This window comes from Yersinia sp. 1652 StPb PI (assembly GCF_041538345.1).
Taxonomy (GTDB): Bacteria; Pseudomonadota; Gammaproteobacteria; order Enterobacterales; family Enterobacteriaceae; genus Yersinia; species Yersinia enterocolitica_E.
Genome location: NZ_JAULSM010000001.1, coordinates 1,813,516 through 1,824,786, shown reverse-complemented (window position 1 = coordinate 1,824,786; position 11,271 = coordinate 1,813,516). Strand labels below are relative to the sequence as shown.

The following is an 11,271-nucleotide window of genomic DNA, read 5'->3' as shown; positions in this document are numbered from 1 at the left end:
TAATATTCATGTCTGATAAAAAGATTGTCGATGAGACTCATCAAATTGCTAACCGGCGGGGTAATGGTCAATTACGCCGTGAAATATGGGCTGATCGGGTCGGTACTATCACCCGTTATAATTTAGCCTATATCAATCACCATTTATCACAGGGTGATAATGGTCGCGTAATAGGTTACGACAATGCGCATGGTTTTCACCATCGCCATTACTTAGGTGGCATTGAAGCAGTTGATTTTGTCAGCTTTGAACAGATAGAGGATTGCTTTCAGAAGGATTGGACTTCATTAAGGAGAAGTTAATGGACAAACTCGTCATCAAAACAGCAACGGAAGATGATTTTTTCAAACGAGGCAAACAACTCGCGGCTCTGGCAGATGCAGGGAAAGCCTTACCTGAAGAACACACTATTACCTTTGAAGACCCATTAGCGATGGTGCGGATATTAAGTGCTGCGCGCATTGTTCTGCTACGGGCGGTAAAAATGCACCCCGGCTCTATCACCTCCCTTTCAACCCGTTTAAAACGGGATCGCAGTGCCGTCACCCGTGATGTGGCTATTTTGAAAAAAGCGGGGTTGGTCACCGTCGAACAAAAAGTATTACCGGGTCATGGGCAGATGAAGGAAGTTAAAGCTACCGCGCTTCGCCTTAAGCTGGAAGCCTTTTTGTAGGATGATTTGATAAAACTGGGGGCCCAAAAGTGCCCCCTATTTCGCTGAGTCTGGCTATCAGCTTCGCAGTAAATGACTCAGTGATTGTTCAGGAACTTATCAAGGAATAACCGAGTACGCTCATGCTGCGGATGGGCAAATAACTCTTTTGCTGGACCTTGCTCAACAATCCGTCCGTGATCCATAAAAATAGCCCTGTCAGCCACATCGCGGGCAAAGCTCATTTCATGCGTCACAATCACCATGGTGCGTTTTTCCTCAGCCAGTGCGCGGATAGTGTTGAGAACCTCCCCCACCAGTTCAGGATCCAACGCTGACGTCGGTTCATCAAACAGAATAACCTGTGGTTGCATTGCTAATGCTCGTGCTATGGCAACCCGCTGCTGCTGACCACCGGATAAACGGCGTGGGTAAGCATCTTCTTTCCCACTTAGCCCTACTTTTGCCAGCAGTTCACGAGCGCGTTTCTCCGCAGAGGCTCGCTTTTCGCCTTTAACAATAACCGGCCCTTCAATAATATTCTCCAGCACCGAACGGTGTGGAAACAAATTGAAGCTCTGAAACACAAACCCGACCTGTTGGCGCAGTGCACGCACCTGACGTTGCTGCTTGCTGATAGGTATACTGCCATCAATCTCAATATCACCGACACGAATAATCCCTGAATCAGGGACCTCCAGTAGATTAATACTGCGCAATAAAGTCGTTTTACCTGAGCCACTCGGCCCGATGATCGCCACCACTTCACCGCTATTTACTTCAAGTGAGATACCGTGCAGCACCTGCTGACCTTTAAACTGTTTGGTCAGTTGTTTAATGTCTATGGCACTCATGGCTACTCCTGATCCTGACGATTAACATGGGCTTCCAGCCGATTTTGTAATGCTGACAACAATGTCGCCATGACCCAATAAATCAACGAGGCCGCCAGATACATAGTGAAAACTTCCAATGTACGGGAAGTGACCAATTGCGCCTGACGGAAAAGTTCAGGAACCTGGATAGTCGCCGCCAAAGAGGTATCTTTTACCAGACCGATAAAACTGTTCCCTAGCGGAGGTAATGCGGTGCGCCCGGCTTGCGGCAATATCACCCGATAAAGTGTCTGCCAACGTGTCATACCGATACTGGCCGCCGCTTCCCACTGCCCTTTCTCAATTGACGAAATAGCAGCACGCAATGTCTCAGATGTATAAGCGGCGGTATTAAGTGATAGACCGATCAATGCAGCAGGCATCGGATCCAGTTCAATGCCGAACTGTGGCAGACCATAATAGATCATAAATAGCTGAGCTATTAATGGAGTACCACGGAAAATGGAGACATAGAAACGAGAAAGGAGTGATAACGGCAAGAAACGAGATAACCGCATCATGGCCAACATAAAACCTAATGCCAGACCAAAAAACATCCCCCCCAGACTGAGCTGGAGGGTAAACCAGGCACCTTTCAATAAAAATGGTGCTGAATCCAGCACCAATTGAATACTTTCTTGCATTATTTAGTTACGTCCGCACCAAAATATTTCTCAGAGATTTTGGCCAACGTGCCATCTTTTTGCATCTCAGTGATCGCCTGATTGATTGCCGCTAACAACTCTGGGTTGTTCTTACGCAATGCTACGCCAGACTCCTGACGAGCAAACGCCGGGCCTGCAACAGCAAGAGTACCATTGGTTTTCTTTACCAGATCCAATGCAGCTAAACGGTCAACCAAAATGGCGTCCGTACGGCCTACACGCAGATCCTGATATTTAGTTGGGTCATCATCATAGGTGCGAATATCAACACCTTTCAGGTTGTCACGTAACCATTGTTCGTAGTTACTACCCAAGCCAACACCGACTTTCTTGCCTTGCAAATCTTCAGGTTTAGTGAAGTTACCTTCGTTACCTTTCTTAGTCAGCACCTGAATACCAGAAATGGTATAAGGCGTTGAGAAATCATATTTTTTCTTACGTTCTTCAGAAATGGTGACTTGGTTAATCGCCACATCAATACGCTTGGACTCCAATGAAGCCAACATGCCATCCCATTTAGTCGGGGTGATTTTGGCCTTAACGCCCATGTGTTCTGCTAATGCATTAGCAAAATCCACTTCAAACCCAGTGAGTTTCCCATCTTCACCTTGGAAACTGAACGGCGGATAAGTGCCCTCCAGCCCAACAATCAGAGTTCCTCGATCTTTGACCTGACTCAGCAAATCACCTGCAGCATAAGACTTCACATTCAAGCCTGTTGCCAGTGCGACTGCCACCATGCCCAGAACTAACCGGCGACGAACAATTGAAAAACCCATAAATACCCCGACTGTCATGTTTATTTTTTGATATTCAACACTTTATCAGTGCTGTTAATGGAATAAAGGAATATAAACTAATAACGATAGCTATAAACGGAATAAGCAATAACTAAAGGTTACACCCGTGGATGATAAGCAAACAATGCGGGTGCACCACCGGTGTGGATAAACAGAATTGGACCCTCATCGCGAAACTTTTTCTGCGCAAGACCATCCAGTAAACCCGCCATCGCCTTGCCGGTATACACCGGATCGAGCAGTACACCTTCAAGCCTTGCCAACAGCCCAATAGCTGCCAACCCTTCATCGTTCGGCATGCCATATTGCGGGGCGAAATAATCATCCCACAAGATAATTTCTGCCTGCTCCCCGGTAATCCCCAGGGACGCAGCTAACTCTTGCTGAATATGCGCCACTTTAGGGCGTTGCTCATCGGCTTTACGCGATACGGTCACCCCAATCAACTCGGCATCAGGCAATAATTGTTGCAACCCTACTGCCAGACCTGCGTGGGTGCCCGCACTGCCCGATGCCACAACCACCGAGCTAAAAGTGACATTCCCAGCCGACTGAGCCGCAATCTCTAATGCACATTGCACATAACCTAAAGCGCCTAAGGCATTAGAACCACCAACCGGCACCACATACGGCCGAAAGCCCTGAGCCTCCAGACGGGTTGCCAGCTCAGCCAATTGTTGGTTCGGGTCATGTAACCCGTCGCACATCACTACTTCTACGTTAAATAGACCCAATAGTAACCGATTGCCGTTGGTCAGATAATTTTCCTGTGCCGTGCCAATTGGATTCTCAAGCAATGCGACACAACGCAGCCCCAATTTCGCCGCAACTGCTGCTGTTTGGCGGACATGATTAGACTGAATAGCGCCCGCGGTAACCAGCGTATCCGCGCCCTGACTTAACGCATCTGCTGCCAAAAACTCTAACTTACGCAATTTGTTCCCCCCTAATGCCAGAGGTGTTACATCATCACGTTTGATATAAATTTCACGCCCCAGATAATCGGAGAGTCGAGATAGTTTTTCCAATGGCGTCGGATTGCCGACCAGATCTAGACGCGGAAATTGCGCCAGTTTGTGTTGAAACGTCACGGATCCCCCAGGGAATTAATAAGTCAACTGTTGCCCAACGAACTTGGCGTGTAGGTAGGTACGGATAAGTCAATGTAACTAACCCCTGCGGCTGCAAGTACCAAGAGGAAATATAGATTTATCAGATGTAACACCAATAATCACTTATTTTTATTATAGATGTCGTTGACGATAGCGCAGGGGAATAACGTAATATGCGGAATAAATAGACGATACTTAGCGATTTCAAGCTGTAGAGGGTGGCACTACTCAGCTTAATCAAGTCAGTCATTCGAGGGAACGAGGGTAGCTAACACCTCTACAGCGTACAGAATGAAGGGTATTAACCCGGCACGGGGAACCTTGCCGGGCGTAAAATAATGACTGAAGGGTTTCGCGTTATACTCGCGACGCTGTTAGCGAAAATACAGAGTTTTCTCAACTGCCTGAACGCACGTACCAGTCTCAGTAATTTTTTTGCCATTCCAGATACTGATCATATTTACGCAAGGCAATACGATAATTGTTATGCGCCGCATTAGGCAACTCATCAATAATGCGCTGATGCATGGTCTCACTGGCAAACTTTTCGGCCGGATAATTAGTGGCAACCAACATTTCATCCAGACGACGTAGGCGCACAACATATTCGCGAACAGTACTATGGCTCATCTCAGTTTGTTCAAATAAATATTGCTTGAACGCCATAATATCGAAATAACCGGGCGTGCTATTACAATATATTTCGCTGCAAAAACGACATAATGCAGTCAACTCATGCTGAAGCTTTGACCATACTTGATCGTCAATGGGCTGATCCATACCGGAGATAGCTTCTTTATTAATGATTTGTCCACGGAAAACCAACGCCATACGGTCAAGTTCTTTATGACAATGTGAACAATGAGTTTGGCCGTGTTTATAATCTTTTAAATAACGGCTCAGTGGCCGTTTTTTTAACTGAAGTCCTGGCATAAGAAGACCTGCATTAATAAAATAGAAACTGTGATATCACTGAGCGGAAGTGAATTAAGAGTCGTTATTCAGGCGGGCGCGTAAGCGTTTTATCGCCTGGCTATGAAGCTGGCTGACGCGGGACTCCCCGACCTCAAGCACCGCTCCGATTTCTTTCAGGTTCAGCTCTTCCTGGTAATACAACGTCAGCACCATCTTTTCGCGTTCCGGCAATGCCTCGATCGCTTCAATCACGCGTTGACGCAGATTTCCTTCCAACAAATGTTGCAATGGATTGGCATCCTCATGCCCTTCCAGCAGGGGTTCGACACTTTCACCATGCTCTTCCCGCCATTCGTCATAGGAGAAAAGTTGGCTATTGTTGGTATCCAATAAAATCTGACGGTACTCCGCCAAATTAATATCAAGAATTTGCGCTACTTCCTGCTCAGTTGCAGGGCGCCCCACCCGTTGTTCAACCTGTTGCATGGCACTGGCTACTTCACGTGCATTACGACGCACACTGCGTGGCGCCCAATCTCGGCTACGCAGTTCATCTAGCATGGCACCCCGTATACGCTGTACCGCATAAGTGGTAAACGCAGTCCCTTGCAAAGCGTCATAACGCTCGACAGCATTCAGCAGACCAATACCTCCAGCCTGCAACAAATCATCCAACTCCACGCTGGCCGGCAGGCGAACCTGCAAACGCAGTGCCTCATGGCGAACCAAAGGAACATAGCGTTGCCAGAGGGAATTTTTGTCCATCACGCCTTCGGCGGTATACAGATCGCTCACTAGACAGGCACCTAAGGGTAAGAGAGTCGTACCATTATCCTGTCAGGTCAGCCAGACAATCGCTGGAATAGGCCTATAAAAGGGCGGCTATTTGGCTTATGCCCGTTAATTTTACTGTTAACCTATTGCAGTCATTGAAAAAACAGAGCGATAAATAGAGATGAAAACCGCTAAAAATAAGCCATTAGCGCCTGGTTTAAACTTATTCCCACTGGAAAAAGTGCTCTTTTCTCTTTCCAGTGAGTAATATAAAAACCCCGCCGCAGCGGGGTTGACATAATGTGGTCTTTCTGGCGAATTAACGCAGCAGAGACAGCACAGTTTGTGGTACTTGGTTTGCTTGTGCCAATACTGAAGTCCCTGCTTGTTGCAGGATTTGAGCACGGCTCATGTTAGAAACTTCAGTAGAGTAATCAGCATCCTGGATACGGCTACGAGCTGAAGTCAGGTTATTGATGGTGTTACCCAAGTTGGTGATAGCTGAGTCAAAACGGTTTTGTACCGCACCCAGGCCACTACGCAGCGCATCAACTTGTGCCAGCGCTTTATCAACAGTCGCCAGTTGGTTCTCAGTTGATTTCTGAGATGCAGCAGCATCTTCATTGATCAGGGTGGTGTTGCCGTTAGCAGTACGTGACATGTACATTACTTTGCCACCGAGGGTGATTTCATCACCTTTGGCGTTAGCGGTGTATGCAGTACCGTTAACAGTCAAAGTACTGCCAGTTTTGGTAGCACCTTGTAAATCCAGATCAGCTAAGGTTGCAGCACGGTTGGTTTCAGCAGCTTTTGTGGTTAAACCACCACCAACAACAGAGGTGAATACAGCGCTAGAAGTTTTCACTTCAGCAGCGGTACCGACAGGTGCAGTACTGGCTGAAGTTGTGAAATCAACACTTTTACCATCAACTGTAGCACTGAAAACACCGTTACCATTCGCGTCAGCCGCAGTCTTAACGGTAAATTCCATGCCTTCAGCAGTGAATTTATCACCTATCGCTTTACCAACAGACGCGGCAGCGATAGAAGTAGCTTCTGTGCCAGCGGTTGCTGTAGTTGTGTAGGCAGTTGCGGTGTTAGCAGCGGTCGCAGTGCCGGAGAATGCACCGGTACCCGCATCAATATATTGTGCTACACCGGCTTTAGTCACTGCACCGCTGTTGATATCAGTTTTATATGCAACACCGCCAACATCAAAGTTGTTAGTCCCAGTGGCTTTGAACTGAGAAGTCAAATCATCAACAGAGGCTTGTTTTGCGCCATCAACGTTGAAGCCTTGCAGACCCAAACTTTTTGAGTCGATTTTTTCCAGATTGATGCTGATAGTTTCGCCATCGTTAGCGCCAACCTGAACTTTCATGCTACTGTCGCCAGCCAAAACTTTCACGCCGTTGAACTGAGTTTGGTCAGATACACGGTCGATTTCGTCCAGACGTTGTTTAATTTCGTCCTGGATTGATTTCAGGTCAGAAGATGAGTTAGAACCTGTAGCAGCCTGAACACTCAACTCACGCACACGTTGCAAGTTGTTGTTGATTTCGCCCAACGCACCTTCAGTGGTTTGCGCCAGAGAGATACCGTCGTTTGCGTTACGGGAAGCCTGAGTCAGGCCTTTGATGTTAGAAGTGAAACGGTTAGCGATTGCCTGACCCGCAGCATCGTCTTTCGCACTGTTGATACGTTGACCAGAGGACAAACGCTCAATGGCGGAACCTAAAGCTGACTGGGATTTGTTCATGTTGTTCTGAGTCGTCAGAGACAGAATGTTAGTGTTAATTACCGCCATAATGTTATTCCTTAAATGCTGTTGGGTTATGGTTTGGGCTTACTGCCCACGGCTTCATCACCGTCACAACTTGTATCGGCGCTCTTTAAGGAACCTTTAGCCATTCTGTGAAATAATTTTAAATTTAGGTAAAATTATTTTTTCTCTCTTCTTTAATTATCACTCTATTCAATAGGGCAAATAGCGCCCTGTTATCCCCCGTTATTCCAGCCATCATAAATTCCATTTTATGTGTAAACTTTTCAATTCTCTGGCCGATAACCCCTGTAACGACACTTGAATATTAAGGATTAGACATGGCAAGTATCAGTTCTCTGGGTATCGGTTCAAATTTGGAGCTAGGCACTTTACTGGATAAATTAAGTGCCGGGGAACAAACCCGCTTAACTCCGCTAACCAACCAGCAGACCAGTTATAAAGGCAAGCTTACTGCCTATGGCGTGTTACAAAGCGCTCTGGCTAAAGTCGAAACGGCATCTGCAGCACTAAAAAAAGCCGATACCCTAGCTACGACCTCTGTTAACAGCACCAATACCGCTTTTGCCGCCACTACCAGCAGTGGTGCGACAGCAGGTAATTACACGATTGAAGTGACTAATCTGGCTAAAGCGCAATCATTACTCTCTTCTGATGTGCCGAACGCCACAGATAAACTGGGTAATAGTAACGACAGCCGGACAATTACTATCACTCAACCCGGTCAAACAAAACCACTGGAAGTAAAACTGACCAGTGAGCAGACCTCGTTGACCGGTATTCGCGATGCGATTAATAAACAAGAAGGTAGTGTCAGCGCCAGTATCATGAAAGCGGATGATGATACTTACTATCTCGCATTAACCTCCAAGGAAACAGGGACGAAGTCAGAAATGACAGTCAGTGTTTCTGGTGATGACACTTTAAACAACTTTTTGAACTACACCCCAAGCACCACCGGTGGTAGTGGCGCTTTAACGCAAAAAGTAAAAGCTGAAGATGCAACACTGACAGTAAATGGCGTATCCATTACCCGTCAAAGCAATACCATTACTGATGCACCACAAGGCGTTACACTCAGCCTGAAAGCCTTAACAAAAAAAGATGAACCTGAGCAACTGACAATTACACGTGACTCCACCGCGACCAAAGCTGCGATTCAAACATTTGTCGATGCGTATAATTCATTACAAACCACGTTTGCTTCTTTAACCAAATATACTGCGGTTGAAGCGGGTAAGGATCAATCAACCAGTAATGGCGCATTAGTTGGCGATGGCACATTGCGCAGCATCCAAACGCAATTGAAGAGCCAATTAGCCTCTGCCCAGGCCGGTGATGTGAAAACCCTGGCAGCGATGGGTATTACTCAAGATCTTGATGGAAAATTAGTCATTGATTCGAAGAAACTTGATAAAGCACTGACTGACCAGCCGAATAACGTAACAGCATTTTTTGTCGGCGATGGCAAAACCACCGGTTTCGCCACTCAGATGGATAACCTGCTAAATACCGCACTGGATTCCACCAAAGGCTCATTAAAGACAGCCACTGATGGTATTAACAAGACATTAAAATCATTAGAGAAACAGGTTACCTCAACCACTGATAGCATTAATGCCACCATTGAACGCTATAAGGCACAATTTACCCAGTTGGACAAATTGGTGAGTTCATTAACCAATACCGGTAATTTCTTAACTCAACAATTCTCTTCATAAAGGATAGAGCATGTACAGCCGATCAGGGGTTCAAGCTTACGCAAACGTAGGAGTCGAAAGTGGTGTAATGAGTGCCAGCCCTCATCAATTGATCGTGATGCTCTTCGACGGGGCGCAAAGCGCCCTGGTTCGTGCTCGCATCTTGATGAGTCAGGGAGATATTCCGGCCAAAGGTGCTGCACTGTCAAAAGCCATTAATATTATTGATAATGGGCTGAGTGCAGGACTGGATATGGAAAAAGGCGGTGAGCTGGCACAGAATTTGTCAGCTTTATATGACTATATGTCGCGGCGCTTGCTGCATGCCAATTTGCATAATGACGAACAGGCAATTAATGAAGTGTCTGCTTTGCTCGAAAATATTGCAGACGCCTGGCGGCAGATCGGCCCCAATTATCAACCTGATTAGGACCCCATTTAATGGAACGTCACCAGCACCTTTTGTCCGAATATCAACAAATCCTGACACTCAGTGAGCAAATGCTTGCATTGGCAACTGAGGGGAATTGGGATGCGCTGGTTGATCTCGAAATGACTTACCTTAAAGCGGTAGAAAGCACGGCAAACGTCACTATATCCTCATGCTCATCTCAGGTGTTGCAAGAGCTGTTACGTGAGAAATTGAGAGCTATTTTGGAAAATGAAATAGAAATTAAACGTCTATTACAGTTACGCCTGGATGCACTCAGTGAATTAGTCGGGCAATCAACCCGACAGCAAGCTGTTAATAATACTTATGGTCAATTCCCTGATCATGCATTGCTGCTGGGTGAAACACAGTAGCGGTCAGTTACCGAAAACGATTACACCTTTTGTTGTAAAGAAATTACATGTCACTGCAATTATTAACATGTCAATTAATTTTTATTGTCATTGTTTTTAACATGGGATTATATTGACAGTAACAATCACTCATATCGAGCTGGCTATTATTCTCACCCTTAATATTTTTCGCTAAAATAGCCAGTTGCTGTAAATTTTCTATTAAAATGAGTTGCTACTCTGCCACTCAAAGCGTAAAGATATTCTCAGGCTAAAATTGTGAAATGAATATCGATGGAACGTACAATTAATTTTTGCCCCGGTGTGGGTAGCTCGGCACATGTTATTCAACACACAGAGCTGCTACTCACCTCCGTCTATATTGAGCATCCATTGCTCATTATGGTTAACCGTGGGTACAAAATCATTCGCTGGGATAATCAGGAATGTATTATACAGGCCGGTGAAATAGTCGCGGTGAGTAGTGGCCAAACAGTTGATGTAATAAATGGCTTATCTGACGACGGACTATTTTTTAGCCACCAACTTCGCTGTGATCCCCGTTTGATTGCCACCTTTGCCAATCATCCAGCATCCGCTGGTCTTGGGTATGTTCCCGGCGTTATGCCGGTACGTAATTTAGCACCTGAATTCATCAATACATTCGGCAATACGTTTAAAGCAATATCTGACATTGGTGATATTCCGCCAACTATCGTCAGACACCGCATGCTTGAATTGTTACTTTGGTTGGCTCAGCGTGGCGTTAAATTTATATTAAATGAAAGTGATTCGTTAAGTGAGAGAGTGCGCCGTTGTTTGGCGACTGATCCATACAAAATATGGTCGGCATCACAAGTTGCAGACCATATGGCGATGAGCGAAGTTGTATTACGCCGAAAATTAGCTGCCGAAAAAATACTATTACGTGACTTAATGATTGATGTCCGCATGACCAGTGCATTGCGTTTATTGCAAGGTACTGATTGGCCAATATCATTAATAGCCAGCCAAGTGGGCTACGAGAGTGCATCACGTTTTGCTGAACGTTTTCGCAAACGTTTTGGTTTTGCACCCACCGCCATCCGTGGGCACCATCGCTTACATCCGACAGATAATGATCCACCCCCTGATAACTATCATCGCTATTTAGACCTGCATGCGTCTGATTTAGGGCCAATATGAACCTATTGAGATGATACTTTTAATAAT

The 11,271-nt window shown here is 45.9% G+C and carries 13 protein-coding genes; 6 read left to right on the top strand and 7 right to left on the bottom strand.

Features of this window, described 5'->3' with window-relative positions; translation table 11 throughout:
* The first annotated feature begins 8 nt into the window (after positions 1–8).
* Both Q2T71_RS08350 and Q2T71_RS08345 read left to right on the top strand, forming a co-directional pair.
* A complete protein-coding gene (locus Q2T71_RS08350) occupies positions 9–302 on the top strand; it encodes a DUF6516 family protein (RefSeq protein WP_372558751.1) in 294 nt (97 codons plus the stop codon).
* Positions 302–673 carry a MarR family transcriptional regulator gene (locus tag Q2T71_RS08345; RefSeq protein WP_372558750.1) on the top strand — a complete coding sequence of 124 codons (372 nt, stop codon included), beginning with the start codon at positions 302–304 and terminating at the stop codon, positions 671–673. The genes Q2T71_RS08350 and Q2T71_RS08345 overlap by 1 nt, the downstream gene beginning before the upstream one ends.
* A 77-nt stretch (positions 674–750) precedes the next feature.
* Here the strand turns inward: Q2T71_RS08345 and tcyN are convergent, their stop codons facing one another.
* From tcyN to Q2T71_RS08310, 7 genes are all read right to left on the bottom strand, one after another.
* Positions 751–1,506, bottom strand: a complete 756-nt coding sequence (gene tcyN / locus Q2T71_RS08340; protein ID WP_005189402.1) for an L-cystine ABC transporter ATP-binding protein TcyN — start codon at positions 1,504–1,506, stop codon at positions 751–753.
* Positions 1,507–1,508: 2 nt separating this feature from the next.
* A complete protein-coding gene (tcyL, locus tag Q2T71_RS08335) occupies positions 1,509–2,171 on the bottom strand; it encodes a cystine ABC transporter permease (protein WP_083159136.1) in 663 nt (220 codons plus the stop codon).
* On the bottom strand, positions 2,171–2,971 hold the full coding sequence (gene tcyJ / locus Q2T71_RS08330) for a cystine ABC transporter substrate-binding protein (protein ID WP_083159137.1): 801 nt from the start codon (positions 2,969–2,971) through the stop codon (positions 2,171–2,173). Before tcyJ ends, tcyL begins: the two co-directional genes overlap by 1 nt.
* A gap of 119 nt (positions 2,972–3,090) precedes the next feature.
* Positions 3,091–4,083 (bottom strand): D-cysteine desulfhydrase, encoded by a 993-nt coding sequence (locus tag Q2T71_RS08325; protein ID WP_372558749.1) that lies wholly within the window; start codon positions 4,081–4,083, stop codon positions 3,091–3,093.
* Between the two features lie 444 nt (positions 4,084–4,527).
* A complete protein-coding gene (gene fliZ / locus Q2T71_RS08320) occupies positions 4,528–5,037 on the bottom strand; it encodes a flagella biosynthesis regulatory protein FliZ (protein ID WP_005189397.1) in 510 nt (169 codons plus the stop codon).
* A gap of 54 nt (positions 5,038–5,091) precedes the next feature.
* The gene (locus Q2T71_RS08315; protein ID WP_083159139.1) at positions 5,092–5,814 is read right to left on the bottom strand and encodes an RNA polymerase sigma factor FliA; all 723 of its coding nucleotides are present in this window, start codon (positions 5,812–5,814) and stop codon (positions 5,092–5,094) included.
* A gap of 298 nt (positions 5,815–6,112) precedes the next feature.
* Complete coding sequence (locus Q2T71_RS08310; protein WP_372559884.1) at positions 6,113–7,603, bottom strand: flagellin; 1,491 nt, start codon at positions 7,601–7,603, stop codon at positions 6,113–6,115.
* A 293-nt stretch (positions 7,604–7,896) separates the two neighbouring features.
* On the opposite strand from Q2T71_RS08310, the gene fliD reads away from it, so the two are divergent.
* The 4 genes from fliD to Q2T71_RS08290 all read left to right on the top strand — a co-directional run bounded on the left by fliD (position 7,897) and on the right by Q2T71_RS08290 (position 11,244).
* Complete coding sequence (gene fliD, locus Q2T71_RS08305) at positions 7,897–9,297, top strand: flagellar filament capping protein FliD (RefSeq protein ID WP_372558748.1); 1,401 nt, start codon at positions 7,897–7,899, stop codon at positions 9,295–9,297.
* Positions 9,298–9,307: 10 nt separating this feature from the next.
* A complete protein-coding gene (gene fliS, locus Q2T71_RS08300) occupies positions 9,308–9,706 on the top strand; it encodes a flagellar export chaperone FliS (protein ID WP_050084339.1) in 399 nt (132 codons plus the stop codon).
* Positions 9,707–9,717: 11 nt separating this feature from the next.
* Positions 9,718–10,080: a flagella biosynthesis regulatory protein FliT gene (fliT, locus tag Q2T71_RS08295; protein ID WP_050084340.1), complete on the top strand. Its 363-nt coding sequence runs from the start codon at positions 9,718–9,720 to the stop codon at positions 10,078–10,080.
* A gap of 273 nt (positions 10,081–10,353) precedes the next feature.
* Entirely contained in the window at positions 10,354–11,244 is an 891-nt protein-coding gene (locus tag Q2T71_RS08290; RefSeq protein ID WP_372558747.1) for a helix-turn-helix transcriptional regulator, read from the top strand.
* Positions 11,245–11,271 lie beyond the last annotated feature (27 nt).

Excerpts from the sequence above, each read along its gene's own strand:
- tcyN (WP_005189402.1), bottom strand. The coding sequence starts at position 1,506 with ATGAGTGCCATAGACATTAAACAACTGACCAAACAGTTTAAAGGTCAG.
- Q2T71_RS08350 (WP_372558751.1), top strand. The coding sequence starts at position 9 with ATGTCTGATAAAAAGATTGTCGATGAGACTCATCAAATTGCTAACCGG.
- fliD (WP_372558748.1), top strand. The coding sequence starts at position 7,897 with ATGGCAAGTATCAGTTCTCTGGGTATCGGTTCAAATTTGGAGCTAGGC.
- fliZ (WP_005189397.1), bottom strand. The coding sequence starts at position 5,037 with ATGCCAGGACTTCAGTTAAAAAAACGGCCACTGAGCCGTTATTTAAAA.
- fliT (WP_050084340.1), top strand. The coding sequence starts at position 9,718 with ATGGAACGTCACCAGCACCTTTTGTCCGAATATCAACAAATCCTGACA.
- tcyL (WP_083159136.1), bottom strand. The coding sequence starts at position 2,171 with ATGCAAGAAAGTATTCAATTGGTGCTGGATTCAGCACCATTTTTATTG.
- fliS (WP_050084339.1), top strand. The coding sequence starts at position 9,308 with ATGTACAGCCGATCAGGGGTTCAAGCTTACGCAAACGTAGGAGTCGAA.
- tcyJ (WP_083159137.1), bottom strand. The coding sequence starts at position 2,971 with ATGGGTTTTTCAATTGTTCGTCGCCGGTTAGTTCTGGGCATGGTGGCA.
- Q2T71_RS08290 (WP_372558747.1), top strand. The coding sequence starts at position 10,354 with ATGGAACGTACAATTAATTTTTGCCCCGGTGTGGGTAGCTCGGCACAT.
- Q2T71_RS08345 (WP_372558750.1), top strand. The coding sequence starts at position 302 with ATGGACAAACTCGTCATCAAAACAGCAACGGAAGATGATTTTTTCAAA.